General features: G+C 64.8%; 12 protein-coding genes. 2 read left to right on the top strand and 10 right to left on the bottom strand.

Annotated features, from left to right (window positions below):
• Window positions 1-67: 67 nt before the first annotated feature.
• The 10 genes from LBK75_07110 to LBK75_07065 all read right to left on the bottom strand — a co-directional run bounded on the left by LBK75_07110 (window position 68) and on the right by LBK75_07065 (window position 9,457).
• Window positions 68-2,209 (bottom strand): polyribonucleotide nucleotidyltransferase, encoded by a 2,142-nt coding sequence (locus LBK75_07110; GenBank protein MDR1158062.1) that lies wholly within the window; start codon window positions 2,207-2,209, stop codon window positions 68-70.
• 246 nt (window positions 2,210-2,455) lie between these two features.
• A complete protein-coding gene (gene rpsO, locus LBK75_07105) occupies window positions 2,456-2,722 on the bottom strand; it encodes a 30S ribosomal protein S15 (protein ID MDR1158061.1) in 267 nt (88 codons plus the stop codon).
• Between the two features lie 142 nt (window positions 2,723-2,864).
• Window positions 2,865-3,626, bottom strand: coding sequence for an NTP transferase domain-containing protein (locus LBK75_07100; GenBank protein ID MDR1158060.1), 762 nt, complete (start codon window positions 3,624-3,626; stop codon window positions 2,865-2,867).
• On the bottom strand, window positions 3,623-4,243 hold the full coding sequence (locus tag LBK75_07095; protein ID MDR1158059.1) for a TatD family nuclease-associated radical SAM protein: 621 nt from the start codon (window positions 4,241-4,243) through the stop codon (window positions 3,623-3,625). Before LBK75_07095 ends, LBK75_07100 begins: the two co-directional genes overlap by 4 nt.
• Window positions 4,244-4,258: 15 nt before the next feature.
• Window positions 4,259-5,026 carry a TatD family hydrolase gene (locus tag LBK75_07090; protein ID MDR1158058.1) on the bottom strand — a complete coding sequence of 256 codons (768 nt, stop codon included), beginning with the start codon at window positions 5,024-5,026 and terminating at the stop codon, window positions 4,259-4,261.
• Window positions 5,023-5,886, bottom strand: coding sequence for a stage 0 sporulation family protein (locus tag LBK75_07085; protein ID MDR1158057.1), 864 nt, complete (start codon window positions 5,884-5,886; stop codon window positions 5,023-5,025). The genes LBK75_07090 and LBK75_07085 overlap by 4 nt, the downstream gene beginning before the upstream one ends.
• A 65-nt stretch (window positions 5,887-5,951) precedes the next feature.
• Window positions 5,952-6,746, bottom strand: a complete 795-nt coding sequence (locus tag LBK75_07080; GenBank protein MDR1158056.1) for a hypothetical protein — start codon at window positions 6,744-6,746, stop codon at window positions 5,952-5,954.
• Window positions 6,721-7,044 (bottom strand): cyclic-di-AMP receptor, encoded by a 324-nt coding sequence (locus tag LBK75_07075; GenBank protein ID MDR1158055.1) that lies wholly within the window; start codon window positions 7,042-7,044, stop codon window positions 6,721-6,723. The genes LBK75_07080 and LBK75_07075 overlap by 26 nt, the downstream gene beginning before the upstream one ends.
• Entirely contained in the window at window positions 7,041-8,411 is a 1,371-nt protein-coding gene (locus LBK75_07070) for a DegT/DnrJ/EryC1/StrS family aminotransferase (protein MDR1158054.1), read from the bottom strand. The genes LBK75_07075 and LBK75_07070 overlap by 4 nt, the downstream gene beginning before the upstream one ends.
• The gene (locus LBK75_07065) at window positions 8,408-9,457 is read right to left on the bottom strand and encodes an alanine racemase (protein MDR1158053.1); all 1,050 of its coding nucleotides are present in this window, start codon (window positions 9,455-9,457) and stop codon (window positions 8,408-8,410) included. Before LBK75_07065 ends, LBK75_07070 begins: the two co-directional genes overlap by 4 nt.
• A gap of 711 nt (window positions 9,458-10,168) precedes the next feature.
• On the opposite strand from LBK75_07065, the gene spoIVB reads away from it, so the two are divergent.
• Together spoIVB and spo0A are read left to right on the top strand one after the other, a co-directional pair.
• A complete protein-coding gene (gene spoIVB / locus LBK75_07060) occupies window positions 10,169-11,224 on the top strand; it encodes a SpoIVB peptidase (GenBank protein MDR1158052.1) in 1,056 nt (351 codons plus the stop codon).
• Between the two features lie 363 nt (window positions 11,225-11,587).
• Entirely contained in the window at window positions 11,588-12,379 is a 792-nt protein-coding gene (spo0A, locus tag LBK75_07055) for a sporulation transcription factor Spo0A (GenBank protein ID MDR1158051.1), read from the top strand.
• The last annotated feature ends 97 nt before the right edge of the window (window positions 12,380-12,476 follow it).

Raw genomic sequence — 12,476 nt, 5'->3', positions numbered from 1 at the left:
AGAAAACGGGTTCGCCCCGGCTTTCGGCGGGGGCGGACCCGTAACAGATGCGCGTGCGAAACGCAGCTCACTTCGGCGCGGCCGGCTGCCCGCCCTGACGGGCCAGGTCGGCCATCGCGTCTTTACGCGAGAGGTTGATGCGGCCCTTTTCGTCGATCTCAATTACCTTGACCCAGGTCATATCGCCGATGTTCACGACATCCTCCACCTTGGCTACCCGTTGGGGGGCCAGTTTGGAGATGTGGATCATGCCCTCCTTGCCGGGGGCGAATTCGACGAAGACGCCGAACGTCATGAGACGCGTCACCCGACCGTAGAAAAGGTCGCCGATCTTGGGGTCGAGCACGATGGCCTCGATGATTTTGAGGGCGCGCTCGCAATCGTCCCGGTTGGGGGCCGAGATGAAGATGCGCCCATCGTCTTCGATGTCGATCTTGGTGCCCGTCTCGGCCGTGATCTTTTGAATCACACTGCCGCCCTTGCCGATGACTTCGCGGATTTTCTCGGGGTCGATCGTGGTCTGAAGCATCTTGGGCGCATAGGGCGAGAGATCATCGCGGGGCTTCGCGATGCAGGGCGCCATGACCTCATCCAAGATATTGTAGCGCGCGTCGCGGGTGAGCGTGAGGGCGCTCCGGATGATCTCGGGGGTCAGCCCGTCCGTCTTAAGGTCCATCTGAATGGCCGTGATGCCCGCCTTTGTGCCGGCCACCTTGAAATCCATATCGCCGTAAAAATCCTCCACACCCTGGATGTCGACGAAGGTCAGCCAGCGATCGCCCTCGGTCACGAGACCGCAAGAGATACCGGCCACCGGGGCCTTGATGGGTACGCCGGCGTCCATGAGTGCGAGAGTGGAGCCGCACACGCTTCCCTGGGACGTGGAACCGTTGCTTGAGAGCACCTCGCTCACCAGACGGATGCAATAGGGGAACGCCTCCTCCGAGGGGATGACGGGCTCCAGCGCCCGCTCGGCCAGCGCGCCGTGTCCAATCTCCCGGCGCCCGGGGCCGCGCGAGGGCCGCGCCTCGCCCACCGAGTACGACGGGAAGTTGTAGTGGTGCATGAAGCGCTTTGTCTCGGAGTCGAAGATGTTGTCCAGCTTCTGCTGGTCCGAGATCGTACCCAGCGTGGCCACGGTGAGCACCTGGGTCTGCCCGCGCGAAAACAGCCCGGAACCGTGCGCGCGCGGAAACAGGGCCACCTCGGCCGACAGCGGCCGGATGTCCAGCAAGCCGCGCCCGTCCACCCGTTTGTTCTCGTCCAGCAACCAGCGGCGCACCACATGCTTTTGCAGCTTGTAGAGCACGTCGCCCAGCGAGGATTCGATCTCGGGGTACCGCGCGATATATTCCTCCGTGAGTTCGGCGCGCAGCGCCTTCAGGCGCTCCTCACGCACGTTTTTGTCGTCCGTGTCCAGGCAGGTGCGCAGTCTGTCCAAAATGGCCGCTTTCAATTCTTCGTACAATTCGCCGTCGAAGGCCGCGCGGGCGTACGCGAACTTCTCGCGGCCGACCGCCGCTTTGATCTCCTCGATGAAGGCGACGAGTTTTTTGATCTCCTCATGGGCGGCGGTGATGGCGTCGAACATCGTATCCTCCGGCACCTCGCGGGCGCCGGCTTCGATCATGACAACCTTCTCTTTGGTGCCGGCCACCACGAGCGACAGGGCGCTCTGCTCCCGCTGGGCCGCAGTGGGGCTGATGATGCATCGGCCGTCCACAAGACCTACGGCGACGCCGGCGATTGGCCCGCCCCAAGGGATGTCGGAGATCGAGAGCGCCACGGAGGCGCCGATCATCGCGGGGATCTCGGGCGCGCAGTCCGGCTCCATGCTCAAAACGGTCGCCATGATGGCCACGTCGTTGCGCATGTCGGAGGGGAAGAGCGGGCGGATGGGCCGGTCGATGAGGCGGGAGGCGAGGACGGCCTTCTCCGACGGGCGCCCCTCGCGGCGCAGAAACGAACCAGGGATGCGGCCCACCGAATACAGTCGCTCCTCAAAGTCCACGGACAGCGGGAAATAGTCGATGCCTTGGCGGGGCGTCGAAGAGGCGGTGGCGGTGACCAGCACGGCGGTCTCGCCGTAACGGACGAGACAAGCGCCGCCGGCCAGCTCGGCCAGTTTGCCCGTCTCGACGGTCAGCGCCCGGGGGCCCAGCGTGGTGGAAAACAGGCGCTGCGCCGGGAATTCGCGTTTTGTGATCATGGTTGTCCTTCCTTTACTTGGGAACGGCCGGACAAGGTCCGGACGCCCGTTAAAATAGGATCCGCCGGGACAACACGCCACACGATGTTTAGCGATTGAAACCGACTCCGAGCCGGGCGGCTCGGGGGCGCGTTCAAAGGCTAAACGGAAGCGCCTTGCACCGGATGGACCAAAAGGGAGGGAAAAGAGGCCCAAACCCCTCTCCCGCCCCCTTTTTCAGAGTCAGCCGCGCGTACGCGCGAACCCTTACTTGCGGATGCCCAGCCGGGCGATCAACGCGCGGTAACGCTCGACGTCTTTTTTTTGCAGATAATCGAGCAGACTGCGGCGCTGGCCGACCATCTTGAGCAGGCCCCGCCGGGAGTGGTTGTCCTTCTTGTGCTCCTTGAGATGCTCCGTAAGCTGATTGATGCGCTCGGTGAGGATGGCCACCTGTACCTCCGGCGAACCGGTGTCGGTCTCATGGATGCGGTTTTCCTGGATGACTTCCGTCTTTTTTTCCTTGAGCAGCATAGTGTGATTCACCTTTCTTCCCGAATGCGGGCAAAGATTCCCGGAGCGCGGTGATGGGCGGGTGAAATCCCCGACTGGCGGGCCGATGCCCCAAGACTGCGCAAAGGGTCCCGTAAAACGAATCCATCGTAACACATTCGTCTCAAAATGTCAAAGAAAAATCCGCGTCCGAACCGATTGCCCGGAGCCGCGCCTCCACATCGGCGAGCTGTGCAGCGGTATTGACGCCTAGGATCTCACCCTCATGCCCGCTACGGCAGATGCCGACGCGGCCACCGTCCGCCTGGAGGAGCGCCGGCACATCGGTGAGATAATACTCGCCCTGGGCGTTGATGCCGCCGACCCGGCGCAGGGCCGGGAAGAGGAGCGCGGTCTCCATCACATAGACGCCGGCATTCAGTTCGGGGATCTGTCTCTGGGCCGGCGTACAGTCGGCGTCCTCCACAATGCCGGCAAAGGCGCCGGCCGCGTCCCGCACGACGCGGCCGTAAGGGAGCGGATGCCGGGAGACGCCGGAAAGCAGCGTGCAGACGTTTTTTTCCCGCCGGTGGACGTCGAGGAGCGCCCGAAAGGTTTCCCGCCGGATGAGCGGCATGTCCCCATAACAGATGAGCACCGGCCCCGGGTGACCGACCAGCGCCGGTTCGGCGCACAGCACGGCGTGGCCGGTACCGAGCTGGCGCGCCTGCTCGGCGTAGACATACGCCGGCCCCAGCGCCGCTCGGACGGCCTCCCGCTTGTACCCCACCACCAGCACCGTATCCGCCGGCGCGATGAAATCCAGCGCGCGCAGGACATAAGAGATCATCGGGCGGCCGCAAACCGTGTGCAGCACTTTGGGCGGACCGTCCGTCCCGGCGTCCATCCGCGTGCCCTGGCCGGCCGCCAGCACAATCGCCTTCATCCCGCCGCGCCCCCGCCCTCCGGCAGCATCGCACTGCGCACCCGGAATCCGGCGCCGCAGGAGGCGGCCAGCGTGCGGCAGCGCTCGATGTCGGAGGCGGACAACAGGTCGACCACCGTCATGACCACCGTGGGCACTTGGGCCGCCGCCAGACGGGTGAATGTGAGGAGCGCCTCAAAAGCGCCCCCGTACACGGGGTGGCAGTGCGCCTCGTAACGCGCCGCGTCGGGGTAGTTGAGCGACACCGAGACCGTGTCCACAAGACCGCACAGCCGCGGCGTCACGTCGGCGCCGTGGATCAGATTGGCTTGCCCATTTGTGTTGATCCGGGTGGGGATGTCGGGGTAGGTCTCACGCATCCGGGTGCACACCCACAGCAGGTCGTCCAGCCGCTCGGTGGGTTCGCCGTATCCGCAAAACACCAGTTCCCGGCAGGTGGTCATGCGCGACATAACGCTCTCCCACACCTCCGCGCGCGTCGGTTCCCGCGGCAGCCAGAGCGTGAGGGCGTCCCCCACGGCATCGGAAAACGTCCGCACACAGAAGTCGCAGCGGTTGCCGCAGCGGTTTGTCAGATTCACATAGAGCCCGGCGCCGACCCGGTACGTGATCGTCATGATGAAAACCTCTAATTAACAAATTTTGGAAAATAGACGGTGCCCGTTCTCCCACGTGAGGGCCGCGATCTCTTCTGGGGAGGTGCCCCGCGCGCGCGCAAGCGCCTCGGCGACCAAGCGGACGTGGCGGGAGTCGTTGCGGCCGCCGCGGTGGGGCTCCGGCGTGAGATAGGGCGCGTCGGTCTCGATTAGCAGCCGGTCCTCGGGCAGCCAGGCGGCCACCTCCAGCAGCCGGCGGGCGTTTTTGTAGGTGACGACCCCGGTGAAGGAGAGGTACCAGCCCAGCGACACCAGAACCTTGGCGCTCTCCAGGCTGCCGGAGTAGCAGTGAAACACACCGCGCACATCGGGAAACGCCCGCACGATCTCCAGCACGTCGGCGTGGGCCTCGCGGTCGTGAATGATCACGGGGAGCGAGAGGGTGCGCGCCGCTTCCATTTGCCGTCCAAACACCGTTCGCTGCACGTCCCGCGGCGAGAAGTCGTAGTGGTAGTCGAGGCCGATCTCCCCAATGGCCGCCACCTTGCGGCGGCCGGCCAGCTCGGCCAGCGCCGCTTCCATGTCCGGCGGCGCCTCCGCCGCGTCATGGGGGTGGACGCCCACCGCCGCCCAGACATAGGAATACGCCTCCGCCAGCGCCGCGCCCCGGCGAGAGGAGGCGATGTTGACGCCCGGCACCACCACCCGCGCCACATCCGCCGCGGGCAGCGCGGCGAGCACGGCGTCGCGGTCCTCGTCAAACTGTTCGTCCGTATAGTGCGCGTGCGTGTCGAAGAGCGTCATACTTCCACCTCGGCGGCGGGGGAAGGGGCGCCCTTTTTCTTGCCCTTTTGAGGGCCTTTCAGCACGGTGACCTCCCGTTTGTCAAACACTCGCAGCGTCTCGGGCGCGTTGTCCAGCCGCACCTTGAGCTTGCCGCGCAGGAGATTCACGTCCGTCACCAGCCCGACGCCCTCTGACGTTTTGACCACGGAGTCCGCCCGGGGCGTCGTGCGCAGCAGTTCCTCGTAGGCCTCCTGCTCATATTTCAGACAACACATCAACCGACCGCAGGTGCCGGAGATCTTGGTCGGGTTGAGCGACAGATTTTGTTCTTTGGCCATCTTGATTGACACGGGCTGAAACTCCTCCAAGAAGGTGGCGCAGCAGAAAGGTTTGCCGCAGATGCCGAGGCCGCCCAGCATCTTGGCCTCGTCGCGCACGCCGACCTGACGCAGCTCGATGCGCATGCGGAACACCCCGGCCAGATCTTTGACCAATTCGCGGAAATCGACGCGGCCGTCGGCTGTGAAATAGAAGATGATCTTGCTGCCGTCGAAGGCGTACTCCACGTCGATGCATTTCATCTCCAGCTTGTGGGCGGCCACCTTTTTCACGCAGATCTCCAGCGCCCGTTTTTCTTTTTCGGCGTTCTTTCGGACGGTGCCGCAGTCCGCTGGCGTGGCCAGTCGCAGCACCCGACGCAGCGGAGGAACGATCTTCTCTTCGTCCACTTCATGGATGCTCAAAATGCAGGTGCCCATCTCCTGCCCGTAGGAGGTTTCGACGACCACGGCGGCTCCCTTCGGGATCTCCAGCGCGCCCGGGTCAAAATAATAGGCTTTGCCCACCCGTTTGAATCGGACCGATATCACTTTGACCAAGATGTAACTCCCTCTCGCGGAGCCTCAGGAACGCCCTTAACAGTTCCTAAAAGCCTGCCCAGTTGTTATAATGGCTCGTTGCTGTCTACTAGCGTGGCCAGGACGGCGGCCAGAGCGCCGCAGAGGTGCCCCGGGTGCACGTTGAAGTCCAGCGCCGCCTGCCAGCGGCGTATTTGTATTATTATATCGCCATATCGGCGGGCGGTCAAGACGTCGGCGCCGGCGATCTCCCTGAAAACGCCCGCAGCCAGTGTGTCCAGCGCGCCAAAAAGCGCCTCCCGCCCGAGCTTTTCGAGGGCGAGACAGGCACACAAAATCGCCCACTCGTCCTTCGCGCGCAGCGCCGCCAGCACGGCTTCGACCTCCGGGCCCGCTTCGTCCTCCGCTGCGGCGGCCGGCGGCAGCCGCAGCAGCGCGCAACGGGAGCGCACGGTGGGCAGCAGGGCGGCGGCGTTTTGGGTCAACAGCAAGAACACCGCGTAGTGCGGCGGGTCCTCCAGTACGGACAGCAGCGCGTTTTGTCCCTGTGGGTTCAAAATGTCCGCGTTCACAACGGCGATCTTTCGGCGCCCTTCGTTGGGCCGCACATACATCTCGCCGCGCAGTCGGCGCACCAAATCCACGGGCATCCATTTTTTGTCCTCCGGCGGCGCCAGCAGGAACAGGACGTCCACATGTCCGACGCCGTACAGCTTGCGGCAGGCCGTGCAGTGTCCGCACGGCCGGTCGCCCGCCTCCGCGAGGCAGAGCGCTTCCGCCGCGAGGCGCAACGCCTCGGCCCGCCGGGCCTCTTCAGTGCCGCCGGACAGGATCAGCGCATGCCGCCGTGCGCCCTCAGAATTTGTGGTATTGGTCGACATGGAGCACAAACGCGGTGGCGCCGCCCACCGTCACCTCGACGGGCATCGGCGCGTAGAGGCCGAGGCCCAGTTCGGACGCGGCGGGGACCGCCTGACGGCGGCTGTTCGAATACCGCCCGATGATCTCCATCGCCCCGTCCACTTTGTCGTCGTCCACCCCGACCAAAACCGTGACGTTGCCCACCATCAGGAATCCGCCGGTGGTGGCCAGTTTTGTCACGGGGAAACCCACCTGGGTCAGGTGCTGGATGACGATATGGGCGTCGTCGTGGTTGATGATCGCCAAGATCAATTTCATAGTCGTGGTCCTTTCATGAGATCCGGTTCGTCCACGACGCAGACCGGGGTATTTCCGTCGTAACCCATTTGATAGAGCAGTTCCGTGTGGTTCTTATCGATCAGTTCGCCCGGCGCCACCAGCGGCACGCCCGGCGGATAAGGAGCGATGGCGCGCGCGGCCGCCCGCCCGGCGGCGGCGGCCAGAGGACAGACGACGTGCCGGGCGAAGAACGCCTGGCGCGGCGACAGGGCGGCGAAAGGCGGCGGCCAATCGGGGGGGCGCAGGGCGGGCGAGACGGCCGGCGGCGGCCGGTCCCGCCACAGCGCGTGCAGCGCGGCGGAGAGCCGCTCAAGATCCTGCGCGCTGTCGAGCGCGGAGAGCAGAAAGACCACATTGCGTGCGTCGGCCATTTCACAGACCACGCCGCAGGCCTGTTCCAGCCACGCCGCGTCGCCGACGCCCCGGCCCGTGAACAGGCAGAGCCGGGCCGGATCGACGGCGCCGGCGAGAAAGGGCCCGCCCGGCTGGTCCCGCCAGCGGTCCGCCCATTGGACGACCTCGGCGAGCCGGGTTCGGCCCTGGTGCATCATATAATCGCGCGCCAGATCCAGCGACGCCATCAGCACATAGGAGGGGCTGGCGGTGCCAAACAGCCGTGCGCCGTCTCGCAGCCGCCCGGTGTCCCGGGGGTCGGCGGCCAGCAGAAAGGCAGCCTGCCCCAGTGCGGGCAGCGTCTTGTGTGCCGACAGACAGGCGGCGGCCGCGCCCTGCGCGGTCGGCCCCACCTGGCCGTCCACATAGGGCAGATGAGCCCCGTGCGCGGCGTCCGCCAGCAGTGGCACGCCGTGCCGGCGGGCGGCGGCGGACAGAGTGACAAGGTCGGACTGCACGCCGTGATAGGTGGGGGAGGTGACCAGTGCGCAGGCGGCCTCCGGGTGCGCGACCAGCGCCATTTCCAACGTCCGCGCCGGCAGTCCGCCGCTCACGCCGAAAGGCTCGACGACTTGGCTGAACAGCCAGACCGGGTGCAGATCCAACAGCGCCAGCGCATGGTGCACACTGGCGTGGGCGTTGCGGTCCACGAGCACAGTGTCCCCGGGGTGGGCGAAGGCAGCCAGCATCGCCAGCACCCCCTGGGTGGAACCACCAGTGAGGAAGAGACAGTCGCCCGCGCCGTAAGCCTCGGCATAGAGACGCTCGGCCGCGCGGATAGGCCCGTCGTCTCCGCCGCGGTACAGGTCCCCGGTATCCGACAGCTCGGTGAAGTCGATGGCCGTGATCTCCCCCCAGAGCGCGCCGATCGGGTAGCCCTTGTGGCCAGGCATGTGGAAACGGGCCTGGTCCCGGGCGGCGCGGGCCGCGAGTGCGTCGTACAGCGGCGTCATCGGTACAGTTTTGGCAGGCGCGCCGCAAAGAGGGGGTTTACATCGAGGCAGACGGCATCGCCCAGACCGCAGGACAGCGGGGTGATGTCGATCACCGTGTGGTGCAGGCCCACATTGCCCAGCACGCGGGCTCGCCCGCCCGCGACGCGCACGGACGGCGCGCGGAAGGGCCGTACGCGGTCGAGCAGATGAGGCCTGTCGGCACGCTCCGCCGTGAAGCCGTCCGCGAGGCCCACCGGGAGGATCCCCACGCGGGTTGAACGGCGGCAGGTATGGACGTCGGATGTCCCTACGCGGGTTCCCTTCGGGAGCCAGCGCACCTCGGTGACGGCGGCCTCAAGATAGCCCACCGACTGAAGCCCGTACCGGCCGGGCACACGGCCCGACACGGAGAGCCCGACGCGCACCGCGTCGAGTTTGGGGAGATCGTGGCGGAAGAGCGCCTCGCTGCCGGCCGCATGGATGAGGCCCGTCTCAATGCCCTCGGCCTGGAGGCGGGTGAGCACCCCGCGAAAGAGGGCCATCTGCTCGGCCACGGCCTTCGGGCGCGCGTGGGCATTGAGATGGGTATACACGCCGGAGAACGCCAGATTTGGTATGTAGCGGTAGAGAGACAGAATCTTGTCGAATTCCTCGGGCAGAAAACCGTACCGGCCGATGCCTGTATCGATCTTCAGATGGGCCTCGGCCACTGTGCTGCGCCGCTCGGCTAGGCCGGAGAGCGTCAGCGCCGCGTCGCGGGAACCGACGGTGGCCACAAGGCCCGCGTCGAGGAGAGCCTCGATCTCGGCGGGGTCCGCGGTGGAACGCAGCAGCAAGATCTCCTCGTCGGTGAAGCCCGCGCGGCGCAGCAGCGCGCCCTCGGAAGGCTCGGAGACGGCAAAGCGGCGGACGCCCGCATCGCGCATGAGGCGGGCTGTCTCCAAGAGGCCGAGCCCGTAAGCGTCCCCCTTGAGCACGCCGATGAGCGCCGCGCCGCGGGCGCGTTCGCGCGTCAGCGCCAGATTGTGTCGCATCTTCTCTTTTTCCACGATCAGATGTTTCATTGGGGTCTCCCCTCCGTCTCAGCCGGGCGGTCCCGGGGTCCCGTGTCGCAAGATGAGAGCGCGTCGCGCGTGGGAACGCGCCGCTTGCCAGACCGGCCTCACTCGTCGATCGGTTGGGGCGCTCCGTTTTTTGTGCGCTTTTGCGGGTAGCGGACGCGTCCGCCAAGGGTGATCGTGTCACCTTATACAAATGATACAGGGCTTCGCCGGTTGTGTCAAGAGGGCCTCTAAAAACTTCTGTCGGAAAAAAGATCCGGCGCCGCGCCGGCCGTGTGGTCTGCACCCGCACAGAGGGCAACCACATCGGTTCCTTATCGGTGCCTTCACTTCCGGCGGCGAGCCGAAGACGGCGCGGTGACGAGAAAATAGGAAAAATTTGGATCATAAAAAGGCACCGGCAAAGGCGCTTTGATTTGATAATATGGGAAGATGGGAGGAAAACTATCCGGCATAATCATCGATCAACAAAGCCTGAAAACATAAAAATTCCTTTTTCGCCGGTCATTGGAATGGCGGCGGCGCATAGACGGCGGTATTTCGCATCTGCGAAATCCTGACAAGGAGATTTGGCCGCAAATTGACAGGGCGGCGGACGCTTGTTTTCCGGTCGATCGGACCATAGTAACAGTGGGAAGAAAACAAAAATTTCTTCCGTCGACAAAGCAGATCCGGTGCGGACATGTCCGCACCGGGGAAACAGGAGTCAGATTAATGAAAATAAGAAAGAACGCACGGGTACTCGGGGCGCTGCTGCTCGCCGGGCTCTGCTGCCGGCCCAGTGAGCCGGCAGCCGCCGCGGCCGGCTCACCGCCCGGCGTGATCCCCGTCGGACAAACGGTGGGCGTGCGTATCCAGACAGACGGCCTGCTTGTGACAGAGCTCTCCGAAGTGCCGACGGCCGGCGGTGTCCGCTGCCCGGCGGAGGAAGCCGGGCTGCGGGTGGGCGACCGCATCGTGCGGGCAGGCGCCGGCCCGGTGGGCGGCACGGAGGACCTGCGGCGCGCCGTGGTGGAGACCGGCGACGCGCCGCTTGTCCTGGAGGTCGTCCGGCAGGGTACGCCCGTGACGCTCTCCGTGCGGTCGGTCCGCTGCAGCGAGGACGGGCAGTACCGGATCGGCGCGCTGACCCGCGACGGGCTGGCCGGTCTCGGGACCATGACATTCTACGATCCGCAGACCGGCCTCTTTGGCGCGCTGGGGCACAGCATCGCGGAGGCGGGCGGCAGCGATCCGCTGCCCCTCGCGACGGGCAGCATTCTGGGCGCCACGGTGCGAGATATCACAAAGAGTACGGTGGGCAGCCCGGGCGAGCTCAAAGGAGAATTTGTCTCCGAGGAGAGCGCCGGCGCCGTGCTGGCCAACACCGACCACGGGATCTTCGGGGTGCTGCAGGACACGGCCCTGGCCGGCCGCCGGCCGGTGATGCCGGTCGCCGCGCCGGATGAGGCGCACACCGGCGCTGCCCGAATTCTCTCCAACGTACGGGGCGGTGAGGTCGAGGCCTTCGATGTTGAAATCGTCAAGCTCTACGGCGGTGAAGGGGACGGCGAAGGGCGGCATTTCATGCTGAAAGTGACGGATCCCAGTCTGCTGGCCCTGACAGGCGGCATCGTACAGGGCATGAGCGGCAGCCCTGTGGTGCAGGATGGAAAACTGCTGGGCGCGGTGACCCATGTCCTCGTGAGCGACCCCAAACGCGGCTACGGCATTTTTGCGCAGACAATGCTCCGCGAGGGAGCTCTCTGCCTGGCGCGGGCGGCGGCTTGAATGTCCCCGGGGCCCGCGGCATAGCCGCGGGCCCCGGGGAGTGCTGAGTGCTGAGTGTTGAGTGCTGAGTGTCGAGTGCTGGGGGTGTGTTCCTTACGGGCGCTGACATGTCAAGAAGAAATTCCAAGAAATGTAAAAACAGTGAAAGCGTTGGGACACAGCGCATACAGGAGATACGATAAGTGTGTTGAATGACCTGATATTTACATAAATGTAAATTATTGTAAAAAAAGGGCGAACGATTATTTACAATAATTTCCATTTTTGTCTTGCATATCGTGTCCCATTATGATATTTTACAGGTGGTGATGCAAGACCGGCAATTTTGAAGTGGATGTTTGAACGAAATGAGGGGGTAACTGCATGATGGACAACACGGTGAAAATTTTGATAGCGGACGACAACGCGGATTTCCGTTCCCTGCTGACGAGTGCACTGGAAGGCGAGAAAGACTTTGAGATTGTCGGTGTGTCCACCGACGGGTACCAGGCGGTACAGCAGATCATGACGCTTTTGCCCGACGTCGTTTTGCTGGACATTGTCCTGCCCGTACTCGACGGGTTTGGCGTGATGAAGGCCATCGGGAGCATGGCGACGGGGAGCCGGCCCGGCGTCATTGTTCTGTCTGGCTTTGCCACCGACCAGACCACGGCGGAGGCGGCGGCGCTGGGCGCCCAGTATTTTATCCTCAAACCTTTTGACATCGCGGGGCTGGTGGAGCGTGTCCGCGCGGTGGGCAGGGCCAGACGCACGCAGCCTTTACGAGCCGCCGCGCCCGCGCGCGGGCTGCGCTCGGATCTGGACATCGAGACACGCGTGACCGACATCATCCACGAGATCGGCGTGCCCGCCCACATCAAGGGTTACCAGTACCTGCGTGAGGCCATCATGGTGGCCGTCAAGGACAGAGAGGCGATCAACGCCATCACCAAGGTGCTCTACCCTGCCGTGGCCAAGACCTTTGCCACCACGCCCTCCCGCGTGGAGCGGGCCATCCGCCACGCCATCGAGGTGGCCTGGGACCGAGGCGATATCGAGACACTGCAGGGGTTCTTTGGTTATACGGTGTCCAATGTCAAGGGGAAGCCGACCAATTCCGAATTCATCGCCATGATCGCCGACCGCCTGTCTCTCCAGCTCAAAGCCGGCGCCTGAGAGAGACCAAGCCGCCATAAAAACGAGGCGTCCCGCCGAGACCTATCGGCCGGGACGCCTCGTTTTTTATGATGAAGATACGTACGGCGGACTCCCG

The organism is Oscillospiraceae bacterium, assembly GCA_031265355.1.
Lineage (GTDB): Bacteria > Bacillota > Clostridia > Oscillospirales > UBA929 > JAIRTA01.
The sequence above is the reverse complement of the archived record's forward strand: the minus strand, read 5'-3'. Positions and strand labels throughout refer to the sequence as shown.